Source organism: Sulfuricystis multivorans, assembly GCF_003966565.1.
Lineage (GTDB): Bacteria > Pseudomonadota > Gammaproteobacteria > Burkholderiales > Rhodocyclaceae > Sulfuricystis > Sulfuricystis multivorans.
Window position 1 is genome coordinate 15,731 of record NZ_AP018720.1, and the last position, 22,249, is coordinate 37,979.

A 22,249-nucleotide genomic window follows, 5' to 3' on the forward strand; every position below is an offset into this window, starting at 1 on the left:
GGATGGAACGAGACCTGTTCGGCGCATTCGTGCTGTATCGGCGCTGGTATGGCCTCAACAACCGGCGGGGCGGTATGAAACGCCAGGTGTTCGAGCACGAAGAGGATGCACTAAGAGAAGTGCGCCGGATCATGCGCGTACGGAAAAGGCATGGGTATGTGGCGGTCGGCTAATTCGTTTCGGGATCGTTGGCTACGAGTTTCTTCGTCTCGTCAGCAGAGGTTATCCGTCGATACATACAGGATTGCCAAGGCAAATAGGCACTTTCATCCCATCCACTGAAGGTGATGGGTATTCCCGCGCCGCTCTATAAACAACAAACATGAATACTTTTTTCTGTCCGCATCGAAAAAAACTTGAAATCTAACCTCAATGCTGATATGTTCTTAATATTCCTGTAGTGGAGAAAATGTGTGGCCGCACGTGAGATAGAGTTCAAGACCTCGGTAGCGCTGGCACTTTCTGGCCTGGATGTTTCGGCTAAGGTGTTGCAGTCGCTGGTTGGGCGTGAAAAGCCCCCTGGCCAACACCACATGAAATACACCCCTGCTGATTTGCGCGCAGCCCGTTATCGGCATGCCAACCTAGATCCAGCCGAACTGGATAACTCGTTGCTGTTTGCGGCCGACAAGCTGCCACCACAAATCATTACGCGCATGACGCGCGGCGGGGCAGGAAAGAGCAGCATCTCGGTCAATGTGGCGGCGACACTGGCCATGATGGGTTACCGCACCTTGTTGATCGACGCTGATCCACAAGCCACTGCATCCAACATGCTTGGTGTGGAGTCTGCTTACGACGCCACGATAACGCATCTTGGGAAGTTCCTGACACGCGCCACGAACACTCCGGATGCTGACTTACCCCAAGCCATCCTGCCGATCTACGCCAACGGCTTCCTGAGCCTGCTGCCATCGGATATTACCCTGTCTGAAACGGATGCGGCTCTGGTGGCAACCATGGCCTCCCATGAGCGGGTGGCGCTGTTCCTGTCACGCAATGTCCGGTATCTTTCGCAGAACTTCGAGGTGATTGTGTTCGATACGGCACCAGGCACAACACCCATTGGACTGGCTTGCACCTACGCAGGCAAGTCGGCAGGAAAGATTCTGGCGGTGGTTGAGCCTGAGGGGAGCTGCCTGCGCGCACTTGACTCGCTGGCCTCCAACCTTACCGAGATCAACATGCTGACGCGAGCTAACGTGGATATGGAGGTAGTGGTGAATCGGTACCACCCCTCCATCAAGCATGTGCGCGAAAACATGGGACTGCTCTACTCGAAGTATGGCACCAAGCTTCTGGATGTAATCATCCCGCAATACTCAGGCTTTGGCCGGCAGATCAACCCTGCCTCTGGGCGTAATGCTCCACTGGTCGAACTTGAACCATCCAGCCCGGGCGGTATGGCGCTGATAGAACTAACCAAGGCACTCATTCAAAGCTATCGCATCACGCTGCCTGGTATGGAGCCAAAGCCATGAGGCGCGGACCCATTAAGCTGTCAGGGCTGATCAAGACTGGCAAGGTGGTGGCTCGCGCACCAGCGGAAGGCTCTGAACTTCCGGATGTCGGCATGGTGCCGGAAGCGGAAGATGCACGTGTGCCGGCACCTCCTGTTACCCAAAACATAATCGCTGCAACAGACCAAGACACCGTTGTTGATGGCCGGTTCTACCGTCGAATCAATGTTGAATTGATTGACCCAAACCCGTTGGCGCCGCGCGAGATTTACACAACGCAAATGATTCTGGAGCGCGCTGAGGATCTGCGCAGCCAAGGGCAACATGACCCCATCCATGTAATTCCGAATCCCGATGTTCATGGACGGTTCATTATCAGCGATGGCTGGACACGGGTGCGCGCGTGCCTAGATCACAAGGTTATGGACTCATTGCTCGCAGAAATCCATTACGATCTCACCATCAAGGAGGCAGCCTGGTTTGGCTATGAGCAAAACGAAGGCCGAAAGAACCAAAGCGACTTGGACCGTGCGTTCTTCTATAAAAAGATGATCGATGGCGGTGAGTCGGCAACGGTTGTGGCAAAACGCCAAAAACTATCCAAAACCATGCTCAGTTTTTATATGGCTTACACTCGACTACCGGAAGAGATCCTGCTTGTCGCCAGGGAGAACCCAAAGAAATTTAGTGCGAGCGTGGCCTACCAGTTGTACAGGCTTCATGAGATGGCCGGTATTCGGAAGGCTGTAACCCTGGCCAGTCGGTATGCTGAAGAAGAGCATACCTATCGGTGGCTGCTTGGGCAGGTGGAGGCTCATCTAAACCCAACCAAGCATAAGCAGCTGTCTGCTACGAAACAGGTTCGCTATGCGAACGGATATTACAAGCAAAAAGGAGATACCTTCGAGGTAAGCATCACCGTCTCGCCAGAGCAACAGGTCAGCTTCGCAGAAGCTATGGAAAAATTGCTTGATACCGTAGCCGTGCAGGCAGCCAAGGATCCTAAAGATGTTCAGTAAGACACTCAGGCTTGAGTTTAGACGTCTAAACACTCGCGGGTGGCACCCCGCAAGAGATGATGTTTAGACGTCTAAACATGCTACCCAGAAGCCCCGCACACGCGGGGCTTCGTTCATTTGAACGCCGACAATCGGAGATTTTGTCATGAGCTAACCACACAAGCCGTCAGACAAACAAAAAAACCCGAGGAGCGCCAACTCCCCGGGTCCTTGTGAGTCTTGACGATTACTGAGTATTCCCTACAACCGGCGCCAACCGGCCATAAGCCAAAGCAACAAGGCGAATCGTAAGGAATTTCCCAGCAATCGTCAAGTGGAATCGTATTCCTTGGAGATTGCGATGAGCCTTGCTGTCCCTATTGTCACGTATCCCTCCGTGATCGCCAGGGCCTGTGCCGCCCTGGATGAATCCCCTGTGTTTCACGACCTGCCAGACGGATACTTCCGTGTGGTGGTCCGCATCATCAAGAAAATCAACCTGGCGCACGCTAAGGCCCCCATTCTTGCCAGCCGCGCGACATTGGCGCGGGAATCAGGAAAATCCGTCGAAACCGTTGGTCGCGTGGTGAAGTGGCTGGAAGATCGCGGCCTGATCCAGCGGGAACGGAAAGCTAGGCCTGGCCTGCGCGGATCAAGCTCACCCATCATTCCAACCCGCAAGCTTCTTGATGCGCTCTTGATCTCCCCTGGCTTGGCACCTAGCCGGCGTAATGCTGACCAAAGCAAGGCCGGCTTGCCGGCCGACAAATCATCGGTCAAGTCAGACGGCTCTATATCAAGGATTCAACTCCAAGCAGTCTCTACGAGAGAACAGCCAGACGCGGGACCTTTTGTGCGCATCGAAGGGAAAACAGTACCCTCAGAACTGGCGTGGCTGGTAAGGCGTCAAGGACTTGCTGTGACAGCATTGCTTGCGCTAATGAAACTGGCACGCCAAGCCAGACAGCGGTTGTCTCACGTAGTCAGCGCCTCCCGCAAATACCTGGAGAAACTGCAGGGGCGCGCCCTATTTGCCTACGTGAAGACCTTGCTTGGCAAGGACAAGGATTATTCCTGGCTGGTCAAGGAAGAATCTAAGGCTCTGGCGGCCAATCAGGAACGCGAACGACTCGAACGTAAGGCTCTGGAGCTACGCGGCAGGCGCTTTGCCTCCAAGGATGGCCGGATTGTAGTTGAGGTGATGGGGAATGGAGTCCTACTGGAGGAACGTGATGGCGTGGTAACAAGCACTAAAATCAACATGCCATTTCTGGACGCTATCGAGGCCGGTAGGCTGCTGCCAATACATTGACATCCTAGCCGGCCTAAAGGACGACGCCTCCGTTCCATCAGACTTACTCATTCCTCTCATTCCTGCTCGGTAGGAACGAAGCTGACTTCCTGCTTCACCGAGGCCGGTTTCACTCCGATCTTGCGACCGAATCCAGAGCCTTCCTCTCCACAGGCTTCACATCCGGCGAAACTCGCCTTAGGGCCGCTTGGGGCGGCCAGTCCATACGCCAAGAGATTCTTGGCAGGCTCAAATTGTATGGATGGCAACAGGTAACTTTGCGCAAGTTCTTGGTGAACAGCTAGAAACCCTCGCGAGATAGCGAAACAGGTCGGTTTGGTGCGTTTTTCGGACAAGTTTTGAGGAGACGGGGCGCTATTCTCTCGGATGTGAGCCTCAAAGGAGTCCATGAAATACAGAATTGAATCGGACTTTCCGTTGGAAAGTGATTGGCTGCCCGCCAAGGCATTCACGCAGCATTATGACAGTACGTCCGAAGCCAAGGCGATCGCCATCGAAGGCGTGGACAACCCAGACGATCAAGAGGTGCGAGCGATCTGCGTGGAAACTGGCGAAGTGGTGTGGCGTTCGACCGACGAAGAGTACGAGTAAGTCATGCAACTCACGCACAAGATCGCCCTCTGCCCAACGCTGGAACAGGCGGAATACTTCAAGCGCGCCTGTGGAACGGTTCGGCGTGTCTGGAACTGGGCGTTGAACGAGTGGTACAAGCAGTACGCGGCAGGGTACAAGTCAAATGCGATGGCCCTGAAAAAACAGTTCAATGCCATCAAGTACAGCGATCCGCAGTGGCTTGATGAGAACGGTAGGCCATGGTTGCGTAACATCCACCGCGATGCACACGCGCAGCCATTCGCCCATCTCGCCAAGGCGTGGAACCGGTTCTTTGCCGACCTCAAGAATGCAAAACCGGCGCATCCGCCCAAGTTCAAGAAAAAGGGCCGTTGCCGTGACAGCTTCTATGTGGCGAACGACAAGTTCAAGCTGGATGGCAAGACGATTCGTCTCCCCAAGGTCGGTAGCGTTGCCATGACTGAATCGCTGCGTTTCGATGGAAAGATACTTGGCGCAACGGTTTCCCGCACAGCAGATCGTTGGTTCGTGGCCGTTCAGGTCGAAGTGCTAGATACGCAGTTCTATCGGGAAAGGACGGCGCACGGCATGACCGGCATTGACTTGGGTATCAAGGCTGCCGCGACACTCTCCAGTGGCGAGGCTATTGATGCCCCTAAACCGCTCAAGCATGCGCTGCGCCGTCTCAAAATCCGCAGCCGACGCCATAGCCGCAAGCTGGAAGCGGCGAAGGTGCGCGCTGGCTTTGCGCGTCACGCCCACTTACCCAAAGGAGCGCGCCTTCCTCTTTCGAACAATCGTCGGAAGTCTGCTGCGATATTGGCAAAGCTTCACGCTCGCATTGCCAATCTCCGAGCGGATTTTATGCACAAGCTTACGACTCGTCTTTGCCGTGAAAACCAAGCGGTGGCCATCGAGGATCTACACGTCAAGGGAATGCTAGCGAACGACAAACTCGCCCGCGCCATCAGCGACGTGGGCTTTGGCATGTTCCGCTCGCAGATGGAATACAAGGCCAAGCGCTACGGAACCCGGTTGGTCGTCGCTGACCGCTGGTATCCAAGCAGCCGCCAGTGTTGCGTCTGCGGTTGGAAGAACGAGGCGCTTGCCTTGGGTCATCGGGAATGGGACTGCCCGCACTGCGCCACACACCATGACCGCAACCTCAATGCGGCGCTGAACCTCAAACGGCTGGCAACCGCAACTGCCATACCCGTGGCGAGTCCGTCCGGTAATGGCGGCACTGCGGCAGAGGGGGTCTCTGCTGTAGTCGGGAAAGTTACGCCTGTCAGATACGAATGCGGTCTTCAAGACGGTTCGGGGCAGGAAGAGAACAGTGCGCACATCGGCGCACTTTCTTGATAGCAGGGCAAATTAGAAAACATAAAGATGGGAACCAATCAGAAACACGCGAACAAGATCTGGCTATACGATGGGAAGCCAGAGTACCTGGATATAAGGGTCGGAGCCGCTTCCCAGGTTGGATGCGGTTATGTCGTTGCTCTGGAACTCGCTGACGGAACGATACGGCTGGCCGCGACCCGCAATCCTGCGAAGTACATCACTGCCTGGCGCTACAACGTCAAGCGTTACGGTCTGCCAGATGTCGTCCGGGTGTTGGTGTCCAAGTCATATCTGCGTTACGAGGCGGTCAAGCGCGGGATCGCGAGCAATTTGATCGAATACAAGGACGAAAACACGGATGTGTATCGGCTGGATGCCAGGACGCTTACGGAAAAGGCGCAAGAAGTGCTCTCCGTGGCAGGAATGTAACCAGAAATGGGATAGCTGGTCATGCCGATTGTCTTCGACTTTGCTAATAGGCTCGGCTGGCTTACTGTGCTTGCCTTGGTTGGTGCGGGAACCGCCCATGCGGATGGCAGCTTCTTCTTCCAGGATCAGACGCAACCACAAAGACAGCGTGCCACCTTCTCGGATCAGGAGCGTGACAAGCTGCTTCAGGATGCCTACGCCTGCAATCGGCCTGGCAAGACGCCAGAAGAACAGCAGCGGTGCCAGGAACGCGAGGCGCGGGCTCGGGAGATCGTCTCCGAGCGGACACGTGCCAATCACCAACTGGCAGAACCGCAGCTTCAGGAACTCAGACAACTCTATCGCCAGCAACCAAGGTAACGCATGTTCGAATCAGTAGATTTCGAGGAACCCTGGCGCAAGGTTCATGAATGGCCGATGGCGCTCACCTGGTTGTCAGCATCGGCCATGACGCTCGCCGTGACGGCCACCCTGCCTGTACCTACCAAGGCAGGGGTTGTGGCATCACTCACCTGTCTGGCAATTGCCGCATTGCGGGCAACCCAAGCATGGGGGCGAAGCCAAGCCAAAGCAAGAACATTGGACAAAACAAGAAAGGATTTCATGAAACCGCAAGACTTGATCTCGAAACAGAAGCCAGGCCAGTTCTGGTTGGGTAAAGGTTTTGTCTGGACGGACATCGAGGCGAGAAAGATGCACGCCCTGATTGGGAAAGGTGCGGCCGAAACCTTCGGTAAAGAGTTCGTGAGTGACGGCGCTCACTGGCTGCATGGACTAGCCAAGGAAGAGGATGTCTATGCTGATCTCGGTCTGCTGGAAGGGCATACCCTGATCGTGGGATCTACTGGCGTGGGGAAGACCCGCCTGTTCGACCTTCTGATTGCTCAAGCTATTGTCAGAGGTGAACCGGTCATCATCATCGACCCCAAGGGTGACCACGGCTTAGCCTCGAATGCTCGCAAGGTCTGTGAGGCGATCGGGCAACCGGAGCGGTTCGTCTATTTCCATCCCGCTCACCCTGAAAAATCTGCCTGCATCGACCCGCTACGCAACTGGAACCGCAAAACGGAGCTTGCGAGCCGGATCGCTGCGCTGATTCCGTCCGAGACAGGCGCAGACCCGTTCACGGCCTTCGGCTGGAAAGTGCTCAACGACATCGTGAATGGTCTGATCGCGACCGGCCAGAGACCAAATCTCGTGCAGTTGCGACGCTACATCGAAGGCGGCCCCGATGAACTATTGCTCAAAGCGCTGCGACTCCACTTCAAACACCACGTTCAGGATTGGGAATCTCGCTCTAGCAGCTTTGTGAAACAGTACAAGGGCAACCAGCTACTGGCCTATATCAGCTTCTACAAGCAGGTTGTGATCCATGACGCTCAATCCGTCGATCTGGACGGCCTGATCTCGACCTACGAGCACAACCGGGAGCACTTCCAGAAAATGGTGGCATCGCTCATTCCGATCTTGTCGATGCTTACCAGCGATCCGCTGACGGAGCTCCTGTCGCCGGATTTCGAGGTCGGCCACGACAAGCTGGTAACGGACATGGCGCGCATCATCCGGGCCGACAAAGTGCTTTACGTTGGCCTCGACTCTCTGGCCGATGCCACGGTGGGCAGCGCCATCGGCTCTATCCTGCTTGCTGACCTAACCGCAGTGGCCGGCGATCGGTACAACTACGGCATCGACTCGATCAAACCGATCAACGTGTTCGTGGATGAAGCGGCGGAGGTCATCAACAACCCGACCATCCAGCTCCTGAACAAGGGGCGCGGCGCAGGGTTTCGAATGACCATTGCAACCCAGACGTTCGCCGACTTCGCCTCGCGTCTTGGAGACGAGAACAAGGCCCGCCAGGTGCTCGCCAACACCAACAATAAGATCACCCTGCGTGTGCAGGATGCGGAAACGCAAAAGTACATCGCGGACGGCATTCCGAAGATCAAGGCCAGGTCGATGATGGTCCGTTACGGTCACAACGTCGACTCCAACATCCATGACGCCTACAGCGCCTCCTACCAGGAGCAGGCGACAGAGGAAGAGGCCGACTTGATACCCCCCGCCATCCTCAGCGAACTTCCACCGCTTCATTTCTTCGCCCGCTTGTCCGGCGGCAAGACGATCAAGGGGCGGATTCCGATTTTGGTGTAGAGCATGTGTATGCGGCGATTTTTGCTGGCTCTCTCGTTCCTCTGCGCGGCTCATGCGGCCGTTGCAAACTCGACGATACCAGCCAAGGGGACGATCGACGTAGCTTTCTCACCAAACGGCGGTGCCACAGCCCTGGTTGTAAAAACGATCGCTGGGGCCAGGAAATCCATCCTGGTGCAGGCGTATAGCTTCACGTCTGCGCCCATCGCTCAGGCGCTAGCACAGGCCAAGGAGCGGGGTGTGGACGTGCGCGTCATCCTGGATAAGAGCCAGAAAAGCGAGCGCTATACCGTCGCGACCTATCTCGCCAACCACAGCATCCCGACATGGATAGACAGCGACCACGCGATCGCCCACAACAAGGTGATGGTAATCGATGGCGATACGGTGATCACGGGGAGTTTCAACTTTACGAAGGCGGCAGAGAACGACAACGCCGAAAACGTCATCGTCCTGCGCGGTAATCCGGAGCTCGCCCGGATCTATATCAACAACTGGTTGCAACACCAGGCCCATAGCGATAACTGAAGTATGGCGCGTCAGGAACACCAAAAGCGCGGCGAATGGGGCAGTTTCATTGCCGTTCTGTTGATTGCGGCGCTCATTGCCGCATGGGCTTTGATTCCAGTTCGGGCATTTGAAGAAACATGGCAAGCAGAACAGAGCCAACTGGTTGCGTGGGCCGGTGAAGCAACCCATCGATGGATCACCATGCAGGCGGCCGGGATCATGGCAGACACAGCAAAAGAAGCCTCCAAGGCCGCCAAAGATCTCGGCGGCAGCCAGATCGAGAAATGGTTGACTGATCGAATCTACGCAAGCCTGCTCTGGACAAACGTTGTTGTCTATCGCGCCTATACGCTCATGATGTGGGCGCTTCTTGGTATGCCGCTAATTCTGGCTGCATCGATCGATGGCTTCTACGTGCGTGAGATTCGTAAGACAGCCTTCATTTCCCAGAGTCCGATTCGCCACAAGATCGGTGTCCATTTCTTCCGGCTCGTCAGCGTTGCGATGGTTCTGTGGCTCTTTTTGCCGGCTCCAATGCCGATCATCGCAGCGCCTGCTGTGGTGTGCTTCATGGCGTTATCGCTCTGGTTGTGGATGGGAAACCTGCAAAAGCGGCTTTGAGACAGGATCGGTTCGTTGATTTTGTTCTCGATTGGGCGAGGTCGTATTGCCGCTATAACAAGGTAAATCTGCACGATCTCCTGCTGGAGATCGCAAACAAAAACAAGGACTTTGCCTCGAGAGTAAATTATGGGGAACCTGCTGTATCGCACTCAACCAATCCTCGATGCCGCGACATTGGAGGTCACGGCGCTGGAAGTGTTAAGCGCGGCACCGTTGAGTCTGGATGATGAAATTGGCATGGCTTACGTTGACCTAGCAGCCATCGAGTATGCGGTTAGCTTGACTGCGCTCACAGGCCTTCGCATTCACTGCAACATGGAATATTCAACACTCGTGCTAATGCCGCATTTTGTCTGGAAAAAAGTTAGACCAGGCATCGTGATCGAACTGGTGGAGCGTCACGAAATATTCGAGAAAAGTGAAGTTCACACCCGGATCGCAGAGGCTGTCACCAGGATACGCAGCAAAGGAGGAGTGATTGCACTGGACGATGTGACACCAACCGCGCTAGAACGAGACCTCATCAAGACATTACGGCCGGAAATCATCAAGGTTGAAAACAGGGACGCGCTGGCCGAAATGCGTAACGCAGTGAAGGGCACACCCATCATCGCCGAGCACATCGAAACGGGCCACCATGCAGAGTTGGCGCGAAAGCTTGGTGCTAGAGAAATCCAGGGATTTTGGTGCGACCGGCAAACGGGACAATGGGTGCCCGCGAATGCGCATCTGGCTGGATTGGGGCAGAGCGCATCGTGATGGCGATTACCCACGTCGCCTTTGGTGCTGCCTCTGCGCTGCTAACCATAAAATGGCTCAACGTGCATGAGTCACGGACAGTCTTGATGTTCCTCGCTGGTGGGGCCATAGGCAGCCTACTGCCGGATATCGATCATCCCAAAAGCTGGCTGGGCCGACGCATTCCATTCATCTCTATCCCGCTATCCAACCTCGTCGGGCACCGGGGTATAACGCACAGCATGATTGCCTTGATTGTAGTGCAATCAATCGTGCTGGCAGCGATAGCTTATCTGAGGGCGACACAAGACAGAGCATTCGCGGCTCCGTTCTTGATTGCGGCTGGTATTGGTTATGCGTCCCATCTCGTAGCGGACTGGATGTCAAACACTGGGATACCTCTCTTGTGGCCCAACCGGGATCGCTTTGCCGCTCCGATAACGCTTCAGACAGGAAGCGCTGCTGAATACTTGATCGCATTTGGGATTTACGTGTGGTTTGGCGTCAACTTCCTCAGGTGGTTCGGCCATGCTTAGGATGCTGCTACAACTAGGCCTACTTGCCGCCGGCATCGGGTTGACAGCGTCGAGCCTGGACAGCCAGACCCTGCAGAAGGTCAAATCCTCGATCCGCGATCTTGCGACGATGTTCAGGCAAAGCGGATTGCCAGGAAGCCAAGAGGCGGCATCTGGGGTCGATAAAGCCGCTAGCGCAGTGCAATCGGCGGCACACGCGCAGACAAACGCGGCGCCAGAGCGCGGCACGGTCGCTCCCGAAGAGCAGACAGCGCACCCGAAGGCGTTTTACAACAAGCTCCCAGAGGAGTGCCACTGGGAGAAGGTCATCGACCCGGCATCCGGCAATGTTTCGTGCTCGGTTCCGGAGCGCGTCGCGGAACAGAAACGCAGGTAGCGCGAAATAGTGCAATTCCGTGCGCTTTTAACCTCTTTTTTTGCGTTCTGAATTCGTAGCATCTCGTCCATGCGTAAGACATGGACGATCCTTAGCCTGGCTCTGGCTGTTCACGTTTCTGCCAATGCTGCGTGCTTTGATGAAGCCGCAGCGCGTTACCGGATTCCCTCCTCGCTACTCATGGCGATCTCACGAGTGGAGTCTTCAGGCAACCCGCATGCGATCAACCGCAACAGCGACGGCAGCTACGACATCGGCCACATGCAGATCAACAGCCGGTGGATACCAGTCCTTCAGCGGTACGGCATTACCGAGCGGAATCTTTTTGATGCCTGTACCAACACCTACGTCGGAGCGTGGATCCTAGCCCAAAACATCCATCGGCTCGGCTACGGCTGGGATGCGATAGGCGCATATAACGCCAGCAACCAGGCCAAGCGAATGGCCTACGCAAGAAAAGTAGCTCAGGTTCTGAAAAGAGAGGGGCGTTTGTGAAACGATTTCTTCTTGTTGTTCTTCCGGCGATAGGGATAGCTGGATGCGCATCGACTCCGGAAGTCGAGTCACCATCGAAAACCCCGAAGCGGTTGGTTGTGGGGTGGATCAAAAAAGATTGGCGGCTTTGTGAGGCCGATGACTCGTGTTCACGGCCAACACCGAAGACGGTTGCTCTTCCTGCTCCGGCCCCCGTCTTTGTTTATCCCGATGTCGTGCAGCATCAACCTGCTGTTCAGGAAACCAAACCTGCGATACCAAGCAAGCCCGCAATCGTTCATTTCAAGCTGGCGCTGGCAACGCCGACCCAAGAAGGCGCTCTCGAACTCGAAAATGTCATACAGAGCATTGCTGTGGATGCTGCTCTGCGCATTGAAGGATACACGGACGACTTAGGGAGCCAGTCATTAAACAATCGCCTCGCGCGGCAACGCGCCGAATACGTGATGTCGTGGCTCAAGGCGCGAGGCGTCAAGAATCCGATGGAAGTCGAGGCTAAAGGCAAATGCTGCTACATAGCCCCGAACAACACGGATGTGGGCCGCGCCGCCAACAGGCGCGCGGAGATTCATTTCGTCAACAACCGAAAGGAGATCAAAGGGTGATTCCCAAATCAAAAGAAGCAGTACGGGACACGCTGATCGCTGGAGCGTTCATCGCCATGGGGGCGTTGCTCCCTGGATCGCTGCTCGACAAGGGCTTTGAGGCTCATGTGGGTGGCGTCGCGCTTGGCGTCGGCATTGGCTGGCTCATCAAATCCATCATTAACAACACGAAAGGAGTAAAACATGAATCGTAAGACCAAAATTTTTCTCGCTACCTTGGCCCTTTCTCTGGTTGCCGGAAGCGCTTTTGCAGGCACGACCGGCACGGAGTTCCAGAACTTGTACCAATGGCTCAACGACGTGGTGACGGGCTATTTCGGCCGTGCCGTCGCCGTGGCCGCGGTTGGTATCGGTGCGATCGTCTCCATTGCCCGTGTCAACCCCCTCCCCATCCTGGCTGGCGTCGGCTTTGCGGTCTTCCTGCAGTACACGCCGACGATCATCAGCGGCGTCCTGTCGGCGACCATCTAAAGGAAAAAGTATGGACGGCGACGAAATCGGATACATCCCGAAATCACTCGATGCGCAGGAACGTTTCCTGTGGTGGGAAATGGATCAGGCGGTGATTGCAATCATGTTGATCGGCATGGGGATAGCTTCTGGCTCCATGCTCTTAGGGATAGCAGCAGGCAGTCTTGCGGCATGGCAATACGGCCGCATGAAAGCTGGCAAGCATCCGAAGTTCGCCGTCCATGCTATTTACTGGTGGATGCCGAGCGGTCTGTTCGTGAAGCCGCGCGTCACGCCGCCTTCGGATCAACGCTATTTCCTTGGATAGGAGAACAAAATGCGCAAATCAATACTACTGTTGCTTGCGATATTTTCTGCGCAAGCGCTAGCGGCTGAGCCCGAGTCGAAGGCTGCCGTAGGCGAGGTTAAGCGCGACGTGTGCATGTCGCCTGGATATGCCTGGGCTTTCAGTAACAAACCGGATCGCTATATCAAGTGCCTCCGTCTCGGCGAGACCACGATCCTGAAAGTGCTCGATGCTGGCTACAGGGTGACAGCAAGCAATGCTGTGCATCAGATGAGCGAGGTATCGACAGTAGTGTTTATCGAGAAGGCAGACTGATGCTCTTCAAAAAATACCTCTCAGAGCAGGACAACGCCAACCGGGAAATCCGCTTCATGCGCCTTCTGGTGGCAATGCTGACCGTGGCGGTGCTCATCGAGGCAGGCACAATGTCGAGGCTCGCGGGGGCGGAGAAAACCATCCTCGTCCCTCCCGAAATCAATCGTAGCTTCTGGGTGTCAGGGAACGCCGTCTCCAAGGAATACCTGGAAGAGATGGCGTACTGGTATGCCGGGTTGGCGCTCAACATCACGCCCACTGTCTCAAATTACCAGAACAGCCTGTTCCTCAAGTATGCGGCCCCCTCAGAATACGGGCGCTTGCAGGCTGAAATGGGAGCGCGTGCAGAGTTCCTCAAGAAGAACAATGCGGCGACCCAATTCATAGTACGCAACATTACGACCGATGACAAGAATTTACGGGTAGCACTTTCCGGGATGCTCGTGACCTGGACTTCGGATAAGAAGGCAGGCGAGCGGACCGCGACCTACATGGTGGGCTTCAAATTCATGAATGGGAAACTTTATGTGTCCGATTTCAAAGAAACCAGCGATAAAAATCCTTTCGGCAACCCTGCTGGCAATCAGTCTTGATGCGTACAGCGCCCAGGTTCTCACCGGAAAACCGGATGACACCATGAGTGCCAGAGTGTCGCGGTCGGAGCCGACCATGATCCGCGTGGAGGGTCATCGCATACGGCGCGTGTTCGGTGCCGAAGGCGATTTTGCGGTCACGCCTGACAAAGATGCTGGCACGGCATATATCAAGCCGACGACCGACAAACAGGTTCTCAGCGTGTTTGTGTCGGATGAGAGTGGACGCACCTGGAAGCTGTTGTTGGCAGTTACAGACGGCCCGTCAGATTCCATCATCATCAAGGGCAAGCCGGAACCCGGCAATAAGGAGCAGTGGCGTGACGTGGTGCGTAACCAAGCCATTAAGCGCGTGTTGCTTGCCCTCGAATCCTCTGATGAGACAGACATGGAATCTCGCACAACGAACGAACTAGTGCCTCTCTGGAAAGAGGCTATGTTCGTGCTCGTCAAGGTCGTCGAAGGCTCGCTTAGGGGTGAGAAATACATGCTCACGAATACCTCCGACAAACCCATGGTGATCGACGAGCGGGAGCTTTACCGGAAAGGCGTGGTGGCTGTGTCGGTTGAACAGCCAGAACTCAAGCCTGCGGAAACGACGGCCGTGTACGTGATCTCGGAGATCGCGCAATGAGCGCAGAAACGAAGCCTTCCTTCGCTGATCGTTTCAAGAACATGTCGCCAAAAGCCAAGCAGTATCTCGTGCTTGGCACTCTAGGCACGATCTTCCTCGGCCTCGTCTTTGGCAGTGTCGCTATCTGGAACAACCAACCTTCGATGGTGCCGCAATCCGGCAAGGAAGAGCATCCCACCAAGAACATCGCAACACCTGGGGCGCAGGTCGATCCGCGCGATGTCTGGATGGCGCAATCTTCTCAGCAATTGAAGGAAATGGATGCGGCCATTCAAGGGCTCAAGCAAAAGCTGTCTGAAGTGGAACAAAAGCAGAATGCGCCGCAGCCTCCAGCGCGACAAACGAGCGTTCTGCCACCATTACCGCCCGTTCCGCCACCACCGGCGCCGCAGCCGCAGCCGCAGGCCGCATCGCCGAATACCGGAACCATGAAAGAACAACTGCCGCCTCCGCCGCCTCCGCAACCGAAGGAACCGGGTATCGCTGTATTCGAGGTGAGTGATGCGGCGAGTAATCAAGCGGCGAAAGACAAGGACAACGAGAAGCAAGGGAGAACCTATGTTCCGTCAGGCTCCTTCATGCGTGCTGTGCTGTTGGGCGGGCTCGATGCGCCGACGGGCGGCCAGGCTCAGAACAACCCATGGCCGGTGCTACTGCGGGTTCAGGACAACGCTTTCCTGCCCAACCGTTATCGAGCCAAGGTCAAGGAGTGCTTCTTGCTCGGATCGGGCTACGGCGACATCAGCTCCGAGAGAGCATATCTCCGGCTCGAATCGCTTTCCTGCGTTCTCAACAACGGGGAAGTGGTCGATACCAATGCCAAAGGGTATGTGGTCGGCGAGGACGGTAAGGCAGGTATGCGTGGACGGCTGGTGAGTAAGCAGGGCCAGGTGCTGGCAAATGCGCTGCTGACCGGAGTGGTGGCCGGGATCGGGCATGGCATCCAGCAAGCATCGACGACCTATTCTACGAGCGCCTTGGGCACGGTAGGCACCGTCGAATCAGGCAAGCAGATCCAGGCTGGCATTGGCACGGGTGTTGGTAAGGCGCTAGACAGGCTCTCACAGTACTACATCACTTTGGCCGAGAAGATGTTCCCGATCATCGAGGTCGATGCGGGTCGAGTAGTAGATGTCGTTCTGACCAAGGGAGTGACGCTTGGCCTCGGATCGGTTGCCGACGAAGGCGACTACTCCGAAATCTGGAAGCGTGGCCGCCAGATCATGAAGAAATCTTTGAACCCATTGGAGTAACCGATATGCGCAAACTCGTTGTTTCGATCATTGCTTTCGCGGCCGCCTCTACGGTGTTTGCTGGCACGGCCGGCGTAGAAAAACGTCTCAGGGAACAGTATCCAGCAACCAATATCACCGAAGTCCGGGAGAGTCCCATGAATGGCGTCTACGAGGTAGTGATGGGGCGAAACATCGGATATACCGATGAGTCTGGTCGATACATGCTTTTCGGTCACATGTTCGACATGAAAGAACAAAAGGACCTGACCGCCCAGCGCCTCGATGAAATCAACAAAATCGACGTGTCTGCGTTGCCGCTGACGGATGCCATCAAGACCGTCAAGGGCGACGGTTCTCGGAAGATTTATGTGTTTTCCGATCCGGATTGTCCGTTCTGCAAGCGGCTTGAACCGGAGCTCGCCAAACTCGATAACGTAACGATCTACACCTTCCTCTACCCGTTGGAGGGACTACATCCCGACGCCAAACGCAAGGCGGAGATCATTTGGTGTGCCAAAGACCGCGCAAAGGCTTGGAATGAGTTCATGGTAAGCGGCAAGCTGCCGGAGGGCGTGGATAAGTGCGACAACCCGGTAGAACGGAATATTCGTCTCGGGATCAGTCTTGGAATCAATGGGACGCCGACCATCATTTTCGATGGCGGAATGATTGCCCCGGGTGCTCTGCCAGCAGTAGAAATTGAAAGAAGGCTTGGCGGCGGCAAAGCTATGGTCCAAACCAGCAAGAAAGGGGGGTGATCATGCGGAATCTTCTCCTTGCATTGTTGATACCTGTGTTGATGGGCGGCTGCGCCAGCACCATGTCGGGGCTGGACGGAGAGACCAAATTTGCTTGTAAAGCGCCAGAGGGCGTGAGCTGCGCATCGCTGTCCGGCGTCTATGCCAATGCCGTGGCCAACAATCTGCCAGCCTTGCGCAAGGAAGGGAAGGGCGAGGCGCGGGCGGCAGCGCCTGCGAAGTCCGGCGAGATCATTGGGCGGGCGCCGTCATCAGGTGACCCGATCCGCACTCAACCGAAAGTGCTGCGCATCTGGATCGCTCCATGGGAAGACAGCGAAGGCGATCTTCATGACCAGTCGTACATCTACGTCGTGGCCGACCCTGGCCGCTGGATGATCGAGCACAATCAGAAGCGGATCGTCGACCGCTACCGTCCAACCTTCATTCAGGCAGGAACGGCCGGCAAAACGCAGGGCCAGACCCAGCCTTCGCAACAATCTGCCGGTAGCGGCGTCGTGCTGCCAGGTGCGCAAGGGCTTGCACCAGCTCTGCCTGCGCAACCTAATGCGGGGGGGCAGGAATAAGTATGTTCGATGTCCTGAAAGCCATCTTCTACGGCGAGCGGTTCGCTCCTGCCGATGCGGTTCCACGTTCACTGCTGGAGCAAATTGCCACCATCCCTCGGCTGACAGGGATTCTGCCGTATCTGGGGTGGATGCAGGAAGAAAAACTGTTCGTTCTTGACCAAGGCGCGTTTGGCGGGAAGCCCGAGCAAAACATCGGTTTCTGCATTGAAACCACGCCGCAGACCGGCGCCAGCGAGGAAATGGAGCGGGTGCTGGCGAGTTTGTTCATGTCCTGCCCTACAGGCACGGGCATCCAGGTTTCTCTCTACGCAAGTCCGCACATTCTTCAGGTGCTGCGGGATCAGGCAAACCAGCTCCCCGTCGATAGCGACAAGGCCGACGCGGGATGGAAGGACAAGCGCAACGAAAATATCTTTCGCGCAATGGCGCGTCGGAGAATCGATTACTACCTGAAAGGCACGGGGAAGTCACTGTTCTCGCACCACGTCTATCTGCTGCGCAACTACCGTTGCGTGATTTCCATCACGATGCCCCTGAGCCCTTCGATCCCAGCGGATGTGGAAGAGGCGATCCGCATCCGAGAAAGCGCCCACGCGACCCTGCGATCGGCCCACCTTCCTGGTTGGGATTGGGGCCCGAATGACCTGCTCAACTTCGTGGTTGATTTCTTCGACCACGAGCGGGTAATCGGGAAGGTGGTAGACAAGCCGATCGAATACGACGAGTCGAGGCCTCTGCGTTCTCAACTATCGAACCTGGAGATTGCGTCGAGCGTCGCCGACAGCTTCATCAAGTTCCGCAAGGGGAGCGGAGAAGAAACCGCCCTGCAATGTTTTTCCGTGCGGCAGTACCCAAAGTACTACCGCCTTGGGAATATGGGCGCCCTGATCGGGGACTATTACCAAATGGCTCTTTCTATCCCGTGCCCATTTCTGGTCACGATGGGCGCCATCATCCTCGATTACGAGTCGGCGCGGGCCAAAGCCCAGATGAAGGCGGCACGCGCGACTCAGGCTGCTGGTTCCTACATGGCCCATTTCCAGCCCGACCTGCAAGACCGCAAGCGCGACTGGGACATGGTGCTACGAGCATTCGACAATGGGCGCAACGTCGTCCAGATGTACCATCAGATCGTCCTGATCTCCCGGCTGGAAGACGCAGCGAGGAGCGAACATGCAGTGCGTTCCGTCTGGCGGGCGCGGGGTTTCGACCTAGCGAAGGATGTCTATCTCCAGCATCAGGCGCTCACGGCGGCTATGCCGTGCACGCTGACCCCGGCGCTGCAAAAGGACTTGCAGATGTTTGGCCGTATCGGGAACAAGACGACGGACAACGCCGTCATGACATCCCCGCTGATTGCCGAATGGAAGGGGACGGAAACTCCGGTGTTCACCCTGTTCGGTCGGCGCGGGCAGATCATGACATTCGACCTGTTCGACAACAAGGGCGGCAACTACAACTTCGCGGTGGCAGCGCTGTCGGGTTCCGGCAAGTCGGTATTCGTCAATGAGATGGCGTTCCGCTATCTCGGAGCGGGCACCAAAGTCTGGATCATCGACGTGGGCCGGTCATACCGCAACCTGTGCGAGCTTCTCGACGGGGAGTTCATCGAGTTCTCGGACGAACGCAGCAACACGATCTGCCTTAATCCGTTCTCGATGGTCGTGGACATCAACAATGACATGGAGATGCTGCTGCCATTGGTCGCCCAGATGGCAAGCCCGAGAGAACCGTTGGATAACTACGGCTACTCGGCACTCGCTGCGGCGATCAAGCGGGTGTGGGACGCCAAAGGCAAGGAGGCGACCATCACAGACGTGTATGAACTGCTCAAGACGGGCCGCTTGTCCGAGGAAGGCGAGCAAGAGCGCGATCTTTCGCGCCTGGCCACCGCGCTGGAGCCATATACCAGGTACGGGGTATACGCAAGCTACTTCGAGGGTAAGGCCAACATCCAGTTCCACAAGAACCTGGTTGCGCTCGAACTCGAAGAGCTCAAGAGCAAGAAAGACCTGCAGGCCGTAGTCATGCAGTTGATGATGTACCGTATCACCCAGGAAATGTATCTCGACCGCTCCAGGCGGAAGCTCGTCATCATCGACGAGGCGTGGGACTTGATGGGCAGCGGTTCGAGTGCCTCATTCATCGAGGCCGGATACCGGCGGGCGCGTAAGTATGGTGGTGCATTCGGTACCATCACACAGTCCGTCGAGGACTACTACAAGAACGACGCGACCAAGGCCGCGATCCAGAACGCGGACTGGTTGTTCCTGCTCAGGCAGAAACCAGAATCCATCGACCGGCTGGGTAAGGAAGGCAAGCTCCATGTTGATGAATGGATGAAACGGCAACTGTCGAGCGTGGCGACCGAGCACGGCTACTACTCGGAAATCTTTGTGCACGGGCCGATGGGGTCGGGTGTCGGGCGGCTGATCCTCGATCCGTTTTCGATGCTCCTGTACTCAACGAGGGCGGAAGACTTCCAGGCCATCAAAATGCTCAAGGAGCAAGGCATGACCGTGATCGAAGCGATCGAGACGATCTTGAAACAGAGGGGAGTGCATTGAAAGCTCACATCATCACATGGACGTTATCGGTGTTGTCAGCGTGCATCATTGGTGCTGCATGGGTTTATACGCATCCTTCGCCAACGAAAATCGCAGTGGTGGAATTGGAATCAATTTTGCGAGACGAAATCCTGAAGCTGGACAAGGAAATCAAGCCGGACATGACCGAACAGCAGAAACGTGAGATTGCCGGCAGGGCCGAGAAGATGGTTGAAAGGGTAAAGCTGGCGACAGAGCAGGTTGGAAAGGAATGTGACTGCACAATCTTCACCGCAGCCGCTGTCGTCGCCAATGGCGGGAAAGTGCAAGATCTGACATGGCGAGTCAAAGAACTTGTTGCCGCGCGCTGATCGCGGTGGCAATGGCCGTCGCGTGGTGGGTGTCCCACTCATCGTGGGCGGCGACTTCGAATGGCATTGACTATCCATCGGCCTGGGAATGCGACGCTACCAAATTCAACTGGTATTGCGTCGTCGAGCCTCCTGCTGAGGACCAGAAGCTCGATCCTGCTGCTAAGACAAAGAAGCCTCTTACGAAAGAGGAGCAGGCGCTACAACGTCTTGAGCAATGGAAGCGCGAACTGGAAGCCAAGCGTGCTCTGTCGATCATGGAACCAACACCGGAAAACGTCAAGGAGTACATCAAGGAGCAAAACAAGCTCATGCAGACGGCTTCGGTCTATTCGGATGTATGGCGACGCGTGATCTGGCAGAGCCCTGATCTCAACTACGAGCTGAAGCGACCGGTGAATGCGGCGGGGATCGAGGTCCTAAAGAAGGAGCGCAAGAGCGCGGAAATCAAGACGCTCAACGATCTGACGCGCGAGTGGGGGATATTTTTCTTTTTCCGGTCAGACTGCCCGTTTTGTCACCGAATGTCGACGACACTCAAGCTGATGACGGAGCTATACGGCATCACCGTCTTCCCTGTGTCTCTTGACGGAGGCGGCCTGCCTGAGTACCCACAAGCAAAGCCAGACAACGGCCTTGCTTCGGCACTCGGCATCACTCAAGTACCAACGATGGTGCTTGGCAACGTCAAAGATCGCCGCATGATCATCGTCGGCTCTGGGGTAGTTGCGATCGACGACTTGATCCAGCGTATCTATGTCCTGACCCAGACCAAGCCGGGCGATCTGTATTAGAAAAGCGCGCGATATAGCCTCTTTTGACAGCAGAGTCGCCGCTTGAGCGTGCTAATTTTGATCAACAAATCAGAAGCGAGGCGAACCATGTTCAAGAAGCGCATCATTGCCGGATTGATGGGGATCACCTTTACCATCACAGCCAATGCGTCCGTTTATTCGGAGATGCAATCCTGGTTCGACGAAATTGGTGTGTACGGCAACATCACGGGCCCGCAGGCGATCAAGGGCCAGACGGGAACGACGTTCACCGGCGGGTCGCTCTTCATGCGGACACCGGTCAGAAACTACCAGCTCTTTGCGTTCCAGCCGCCAACGGTTCGTGCTGGATGCGGCGGCATCGATCTACATGCAGGCTCGTTCTCCTTCATTAACTCGGAGGCTTTTACTGCGCTGCTCAGGAATATCGGCAATGTCGCCATTGGTGCGGCTTTTATGATGGCTGTAGAGTCTGTATCGCCAGAGTTGGCCGGCATCCTGAAGTCACTACAGCAATTCGCGCAGGCGGCAAACGCCATGAACATCAATAGCTGCGAAGCAGGGCAAGCGCTAGCCAACCTCGCCGTTGATAGTGTTAAGGGCATGATGTCCAAGGAGAATTCGGCAGGGCGTTCCGAGGCGGCCAGAACGACAAACATTTTCACGGACGCGCTGGATGCAGGCACCAAGTTCCTGAATGACCTCAACGCCAAGAAAAACGCCATGATGGCAATGAAAAACGCTGATCCCGGTATGAAAGACTTGCTGGAATCAAAAAATGTGGCCTGGATGGCGCTCCGCAAGCTCAATGTGAGCCAAGACATGATCGAACTCATGATGAGTTTGACTGGGACGGTGATCCTGCTGGATTCTACGAAGACGCAATCAGGCAGAGCGGAGGTAATAGAGAAGCCAGCGACCATCAGCTATGCGCAACTGGTTGGCAAGCCAGACCAGGCAGCCACGCCAGTGAAGATTTACTGGTGCATGGATAATGACACATCCCTCAACGGGTGTCTGAGCGTTGATCAGGTCGATACGACCCTGTACTCGTTTTACTACCGTGTCCGCAAACTGCTGGAAGATGGCCGCTTCGCCGTGCTGAGCCGCTCGAACGTGAATTTCAGCGACAATGTTGACAAAGCCATCTACGCAAACAGCACCACTCCGCTCTGGAAGATTGTGGCGTCAAGCGCGGTGAATGGTTCGGTGGCAACACATGACGACCTCTATGCGGAAGTGGTGGCCGCGCAACTGGCTTATGCCTACATCGCTGAAATAGCTCGCGAGACGAACAAGGGGCTAGCATCGAACAAAGGATCTCTCGATGAACAAGCCGTGGCCGCCACGCGCAAGCTGATGGACAACGTCAAGGATTTGCTCACCATGTCACAAAATGAATACAGTGTGGTGTTAAGAAAGGCGCAAGCCGTCAGCAAACAGCAGGAAAACATCCAATGGTTTGTAAGCACAATGTATAACGCCCTGCGGGCAGCGGGCCTTACGGAGAAGCTTGCGTTCAACACGGCTGGCAAATAAGAGGA

General features: G+C 55.8%; 29 protein-coding genes. All 29 read left to right on the forward strand.

Annotated elements, in window-relative coordinates:
- The first annotated feature begins 2 nt into the window (after positions 1-2).
- The 29 genes from EL335_RS13750 (at position 3) to EL335_RS13890 (ending at position 22,244) form a co-directional block, all read left to right on the forward strand.
- On the forward strand, positions 3-173 hold the full coding sequence (locus EL335_RS13750) for a WGR domain-containing protein (RefSeq protein ID WP_126448241.1): 171 nt from the start codon (positions 3-5) through the stop codon (positions 171-173).
- Positions 174-413: 240 nt separating this feature from the next.
- Positions 414-1,481, forward strand: coding sequence for a ParA family protein (locus tag EL335_RS13755; protein ID WP_126448243.1), 1,068 nt, complete (start codon positions 414-416; stop codon positions 1,479-1,481).
- Positions 1,478-2,479: a ParB/RepB/Spo0J family partition protein gene (locus tag EL335_RS13760; RefSeq protein ID WP_126448245.1), complete on the forward strand. Its 1,002-nt coding sequence runs from the start codon at positions 1,478-1,480 to the stop codon at positions 2,477-2,479. Before EL335_RS13755 ends, EL335_RS13760 begins: the two co-directional genes overlap by 4 nt.
- A 340-nt stretch (positions 2,480-2,819) precedes the next feature.
- Positions 2,820-3,770, forward strand: coding sequence for a helix-turn-helix domain-containing protein (locus EL335_RS13765; protein WP_126448247.1), 951 nt, complete (start codon positions 2,820-2,822; stop codon positions 3,768-3,770).
- A 387-nt stretch (positions 3,771-4,157) separates the two neighbouring features.
- Complete coding sequence (locus EL335_RS13770; RefSeq protein ID WP_126448248.1) at positions 4,158-4,361, forward strand: hypothetical protein; 204 nt, start codon at positions 4,158-4,160, stop codon at positions 4,359-4,361.
- 3 nt (positions 4,362-4,364) lie between these two features.
- Complete coding sequence (locus EL335_RS13775) at positions 4,365-5,705, forward strand: RNA-guided endonuclease InsQ/TnpB family protein (RefSeq protein WP_126448250.1); 1,341 nt, start codon at positions 4,365-4,367, stop codon at positions 5,703-5,705.
- Positions 5,706-5,732: 27 nt separating this feature from the next.
- Entirely contained in the window at positions 5,733-6,116 is a 384-nt protein-coding gene (locus EL335_RS13780; protein ID WP_126448252.1) for a hypothetical protein, read from the forward strand.
- Between the two features lie 21 nt (positions 6,117-6,137).
- The gene (locus tag EL335_RS13785; protein ID WP_126448254.1) at positions 6,138-6,476 is read left to right on the forward strand and encodes a hypothetical protein; all 339 of its coding nucleotides are present in this window, start codon (positions 6,138-6,140) and stop codon (positions 6,474-6,476) included.
- A 3-nt stretch (positions 6,477-6,479) separates the two neighbouring features.
- Positions 6,480-8,270, forward strand: a complete 1,791-nt coding sequence (gene traD / locus EL335_RS13790; protein ID WP_126448256.1) for a conjugative transfer system coupling protein TraD — start codon at positions 6,480-6,482, stop codon at positions 8,268-8,270.
- A gap of 9 nt (positions 8,271-8,279) precedes the next feature.
- Positions 8,280-8,798, forward strand: coding sequence for a phospholipase D family nuclease (locus EL335_RS13795; protein WP_126448258.1), 519 nt, complete (start codon positions 8,280-8,282; stop codon positions 8,796-8,798).
- Between the two features lie 3 nt (positions 8,799-8,801).
- Positions 8,802-9,401 (forward strand): IncC plasmid conjugative DNA transfer DtrJ family protein, encoded by a 600-nt coding sequence (locus EL335_RS13800; RefSeq protein WP_126448260.1) that lies wholly within the window; start codon positions 8,802-8,804, stop codon positions 9,399-9,401.
- Between the two features lie 129 nt (positions 9,402-9,530).
- The gene (locus tag EL335_RS13805) at positions 9,531-10,163 is read left to right on the forward strand and encodes an EAL domain-containing protein (protein ID WP_126448262.1); all 633 of its coding nucleotides are present in this window, start codon (positions 9,531-9,533) and stop codon (positions 10,161-10,163) included.
- On the forward strand, positions 10,163-10,678 hold the full coding sequence (locus tag EL335_RS13810; RefSeq protein ID WP_284155523.1) for a metal-dependent hydrolase: 516 nt from the start codon (positions 10,163-10,165) through the stop codon (positions 10,676-10,678). The genes EL335_RS13805 and EL335_RS13810 overlap by 1 nt, the downstream gene beginning before the upstream one ends.
- The gene (locus EL335_RS13815) at positions 10,671-11,054 is read left to right on the forward strand and encodes a hypothetical protein (protein ID WP_126448266.1); all 384 of its coding nucleotides are present in this window, start codon (positions 10,671-10,673) and stop codon (positions 11,052-11,054) included. Before EL335_RS13810 ends, EL335_RS13815 begins: the two co-directional genes overlap by 8 nt.
- Before the next feature lie 69 nt (positions 11,055-11,123).
- The gene (locus EL335_RS13820) at positions 11,124-11,549 is read left to right on the forward strand and encodes a lytic transglycosylase domain-containing protein (RefSeq protein WP_126448268.1); all 426 of its coding nucleotides are present in this window, start codon (positions 11,124-11,126) and stop codon (positions 11,547-11,549) included.
- The gene (locus EL335_RS13825; RefSeq protein WP_126448270.1) at positions 11,546-12,154 is read left to right on the forward strand and encodes an OmpA family protein; all 609 of its coding nucleotides are present in this window, start codon (positions 11,546-11,548) and stop codon (positions 12,152-12,154) included. The genes EL335_RS13820 and EL335_RS13825 overlap by 4 nt, the downstream gene beginning before the upstream one ends.
- The gene (locus EL335_RS13830) at positions 12,151-12,348 is read left to right on the forward strand and encodes a hypothetical protein (protein ID WP_126448272.1); all 198 of its coding nucleotides are present in this window, start codon (positions 12,151-12,153) and stop codon (positions 12,346-12,348) included. The genes EL335_RS13825 and EL335_RS13830 overlap by 4 nt, the downstream gene beginning before the upstream one ends.
- Complete coding sequence (gene traA / locus EL335_RS13835) at positions 12,338-12,625, forward strand: TraA family conjugative transfer protein (RefSeq protein ID WP_126448274.1); 288 nt, start codon at positions 12,338-12,340, stop codon at positions 12,623-12,625. Before EL335_RS13830 ends, traA begins: the two co-directional genes overlap by 11 nt.
- Before the next feature lie 10 nt (positions 12,626-12,635).
- On the forward strand, positions 12,636-12,932 hold the full coding sequence (gene traL / locus EL335_RS13840) for a type IV conjugative transfer system protein TraL (RefSeq protein WP_126448276.1): 297 nt from the start codon (positions 12,636-12,638) through the stop codon (positions 12,930-12,932).
- 9 nt (positions 12,933-12,941) lie between these two features.
- The gene (locus EL335_RS13845) at positions 12,942-13,226 is read left to right on the forward strand and encodes a hypothetical protein (RefSeq protein WP_126448278.1); all 285 of its coding nucleotides are present in this window, start codon (positions 12,942-12,944) and stop codon (positions 13,224-13,226) included.
- Entirely contained in the window at positions 13,226-13,819 is a 594-nt protein-coding gene (traE, locus tag EL335_RS13850; protein WP_126448281.1) for a type IV conjugative transfer system protein TraE, read from the forward strand. Before EL335_RS13845 ends, traE begins: the two co-directional genes overlap by 1 nt.
- Positions 13,752-14,453: a TraK domain-containing protein gene (locus EL335_RS13855; RefSeq protein ID WP_172600134.1), complete on the forward strand. Its 702-nt coding sequence runs from the start codon at positions 13,752-13,754 to the stop codon at positions 14,451-14,453. The genes traE and EL335_RS13855 overlap by 68 nt, the downstream gene beginning before the upstream one ends.
- Positions 14,450-15,706, forward strand: coding sequence for a TraB/VirB10 family protein (locus tag EL335_RS13860; RefSeq protein WP_126448285.1), 1,257 nt, complete (start codon positions 14,450-14,452; stop codon positions 15,704-15,706). The genes EL335_RS13855 and EL335_RS13860 overlap by 4 nt, the downstream gene beginning before the upstream one ends.
- A gap of 5 nt (positions 15,707-15,711) precedes the next feature.
- On the forward strand, positions 15,712-16,446 hold the full coding sequence (locus EL335_RS13865; RefSeq protein WP_126448287.1) for a DsbC family protein: 735 nt from the start codon (positions 15,712-15,714) through the stop codon (positions 16,444-16,446).
- Between the two features lie 2 nt (positions 16,447-16,448).
- On the forward strand, positions 16,449-17,012 hold the full coding sequence (traV, locus tag EL335_RS13870; protein WP_126448289.1) for a type IV conjugative transfer system lipoprotein TraV: 564 nt from the start codon (positions 16,449-16,451) through the stop codon (positions 17,010-17,012).
- 2 nt (positions 17,013-17,014) lie between these two features.
- Positions 17,015-19,582, forward strand: a complete 2,568-nt coding sequence (gene traC, locus EL335_RS13875; RefSeq protein ID WP_126448291.1) for a type IV secretion system protein TraC — start codon at positions 17,015-17,017, stop codon at positions 19,580-19,582.
- Entirely contained in the window at positions 19,579-19,932 is a 354-nt protein-coding gene (locus EL335_RS13880; RefSeq protein WP_126448293.1) for a hypothetical protein, read from the forward strand. Before traC ends, EL335_RS13880 begins: the two co-directional genes overlap by 4 nt.
- Positions 19,899-20,726, forward strand: coding sequence for a conjugal transfer protein TraF (locus EL335_RS13885; protein ID WP_126448295.1), 828 nt, complete (start codon positions 19,899-19,901; stop codon positions 20,724-20,726). Before EL335_RS13880 ends, EL335_RS13885 begins: the two co-directional genes overlap by 34 nt.
- A gap of 87 nt (positions 20,727-20,813) precedes the next feature.
- Complete coding sequence (locus EL335_RS13890) at positions 20,814-22,244, forward strand: conjugal transfer protein TraH (protein ID WP_126448297.1); 1,431 nt, start codon at positions 20,814-20,816, stop codon at positions 22,242-22,244.
- Positions 22,245-22,249 lie beyond the last annotated feature (5 nt).